The following is a 2,495-nucleotide window of genomic DNA, read 5'->3' as shown; positions in this document are numbered from 1 at the left end:
CGGTTGGGGTGGCCACAATCAAACCGTCCGCAATGTAGGTCGCCAGAGCATAGCCATCCACGCTGGCTTTCAAGCGCACCGGGCGGACGAACTGCCCGCGGCAAACCACCACTTCATTCAGTACACTCCAGCAGCCCAGCGACTGCTCACCGCGCAGGTGTTCGGCGCGCAGCATCATGCGGTTTTCGAGTCGGTAACGCCCATCCAGCAGGCGCGGCAGCAGCTCGCGCCACTCATCCCGCTGCACTTCCATCAGGAAGCCAAAACGTCCCAGATTGATTCCCAGTACGGGGATGCCCAGCTGCGCCCCCAGATGACCGGCGCGCAGCATGGTGCCGTCGCCGCCCAGCGCAATCAACAGGTCAAATTTGCCATCTCTGATCTGCTGGCGAAAGGCCTTATCGGGCATGGGCGCGCTGATCACCTGCTGAACGCCCCGCCCTTGCAGAAAACGGGCAATTTGCTCGGCTTCCTGCGGTGCATCCACCAGGAAGGGGTGATAACCAATCGCAATCCGCTGGGGGATGAGTTGGCTGCTTTCCATGAGATTATTATACCCGTTTGGAAAGGAGAAAAAACAACTTAAAGAACCTTATATCTGTCTTGGAAAAAACACCGCCATGAATTGGTGTATAAGTTTGACTTCCGGTTAAAGAGCGGGTAAAACTGGTAAAATCAACGCCATGCGTTACCAGAAAATCCCCTATCAAAAGCGTTCCAAAACCTGGCCGGTCTGGCTGGCAGCGCTGGCTGTCGCGCTGCTTGCCGCCTGGCTGGCCACCAGCCCGTTTTCCCCCTTTCATTCTCAAATTGCCTGGCGGGTTGAAATTGCCCGCACTTATCTGCGCGGCATTTTACAGCCCATTCAGGCCATGCCAACCGCCCTGCCGGCGCAGGCCATGCCCATAGACCAGCCGACCGCCACCCCAACGCCCACGGCTGCCGCAGTTCCAATCGAAACCGTCACACCCACAGCGCTGATCTCACCAACACCCCGCCCAACCCCCACGCCCATTCCGGCCCAGGTGCAGCTGCCCGCCCCGCCGTGGGAAAAGCAGGACATCAACAACTGCGGACCGGCAACCCTTTCCATGTATCTGAATTTTTTTGGCTGGAAAGGCGACCAGTTCACCATCTCGGATGTGATTAAACCCATTCCGCAGGATCGCAATGTCAACATTGAAGAATTGCTCTACTTTACCCGCAATTACGCCGGCTGGCTGCGCAGCGAGTTCCGGGTGGGCGGTACGGTTGAACTGCTCAAACAATTCATTGCAGCCGGTTTGCCGGTGGTGATTGAGGAAAGCTTTTACTTTGAGGAATACTACTGGCCAAACGATGACCGCTGGGCCGGGCATTACCTGCTGGTCACCGGCTACGACGATGCCACCCAAACCTTTACCGGCCAGGACTCGTTTTACGGCGCCAACAAACGCATTCCTTACACAGAACTGGACAGGAACTGGCAGTCGTTCAACCGCGTCTACTTCTTTGCTTTCCTCCCCGAGCAGGAAGAAATGGTCAAAAACCTGCTGGGAGAGGACTGGGACCCGATTGAAAACCGCAAACGCGCCCTGGAAACCGCCCGCCGCGAAACTCAGCAAGACCCCAATAACGGCTTTGCGTGGTTCAATCTGGGCAGTAATCTCGTCTATTTTGAGTCCTACGCCGAAGCCGCTCAGGCCTATGACCGCGCCCGCGCCGCCGGCCTGCCGCAGCGCATGCTGCGCTACCAGTTTGGGCCGTTTTTTGCCTATTTCAATACCGGGCGGGATGCCGACTTGCTGGCATTGACCGAGTACGCCCTCAAAATCACCCCCAATGCCGAAGAAGCCCTGTTATGGCACGGCTGGGCGCAGTACCGCGCGGGCAACCGCCAAAAGGCGATTGAAAGTTTTCAAAAAGCGCTGGAAGCCCGCCCGGGCTATTTTGATGCGCAGTACGCGCTCAATTTTGTCACTCAAAACTAAGGTGTCGTGATGAACAAACGAATTTTGCTTTCGCTGGTTGTGCTGCTGGCGCTGTTTTGCCTGGGCAGCTTGACCGTGATCTGCGTTACTACCGGTGTACTCTGGCAAAACAACCTGAGGTCTTCACCAACGCCGCTCAGCAGCCTCATCACGGAAACGGTTACACCCCCGCAAGCCGCAGCCACATCAACCGCCACCCCCGCAATCACCACGGAGGAAACCCCTTCACCATCTCCCACAAAACCGCTGACCGCCGAAGATGCAGCCATCTTAAAACAGATGGAACGGATCGAGCAGCAGGTTGCAGCGCTGCGCGGTTTGCCGCTGCTTGAACCGGTGAAGCGCCAGTTGATGAACAGCGAAGAACTGCGCAAACATGTGGAAGAAAATTTCCTTAAAGACTATACCGCAGAAGAAGCCGCTCAGGACGCCCGCGTGCTTTCCGTCTTTGGGCTGTTGAACAGCGACTTTGATCTTTACGGCCTGTACCTCGAACTGTACAGCGAACAGGTAGCCGGTTTTTAC

The 2,495-nt window shown here is 56.7% G+C and carries 3 protein-coding genes and 1 pseudogene; 3 read left to right on the top strand and 1 reads right to left on the bottom strand.

Going from position 1 to position 2,495, the window contains the following annotated elements:
- On the bottom strand, nt 1-544 hold a 544-nt coding region (locus tag VAE48_RS15750), incomplete at its 3' end, for an NAD(+)/NADH kinase (protein WP_322794291.1).
- Between the two features lie 180 nt (nt 545-724).
- Here VAE48_RS15750 and VAE48_RS17570 point away from each other — a divergent pair.
- The 3 genes and pseudogenes from VAE48_RS17570 to VAE48_RS15740 all read left to right on the top strand — a co-directional run.
- Nucleotides 725-826, top strand: a complete 102-nt coding sequence (locus VAE48_RS17570) for a hypothetical protein (protein ID WP_416181064.1) — start codon at nt 725-727, stop codon at nt 824-826.
- Nucleotides 827-872: 46 nt separating this feature from the next.
- Nucleotides 873-1,970 carry a C39 family peptidase gene (locus tag VAE48_RS15745; RefSeq protein ID WP_416181063.1) on the top strand — a complete coding sequence of 366 codons (1,098 nt, stop codon included), beginning with the start codon at nt 873-875 and terminating at the stop codon, nt 1,968-1,970.
- 9 nt (nt 1,971-1,979) lie between these two features.
- Nucleotides 1,980-2,495, top strand: a pseudogene (locus tag VAE48_RS15740) (hypothetical protein); the annotation flags it as partial.

Source organism: Bellilinea sp. (assembly GCF_034432615.1).
Lineage (GTDB): Bacteria > Chloroflexota > Anaerolineae > Anaerolineales > Anaerolineaceae > Bellilinea.
The sequence above is the reverse complement of the archived record's forward strand: the minus strand, read 5'-3'. Positions and strand labels throughout refer to the sequence as shown.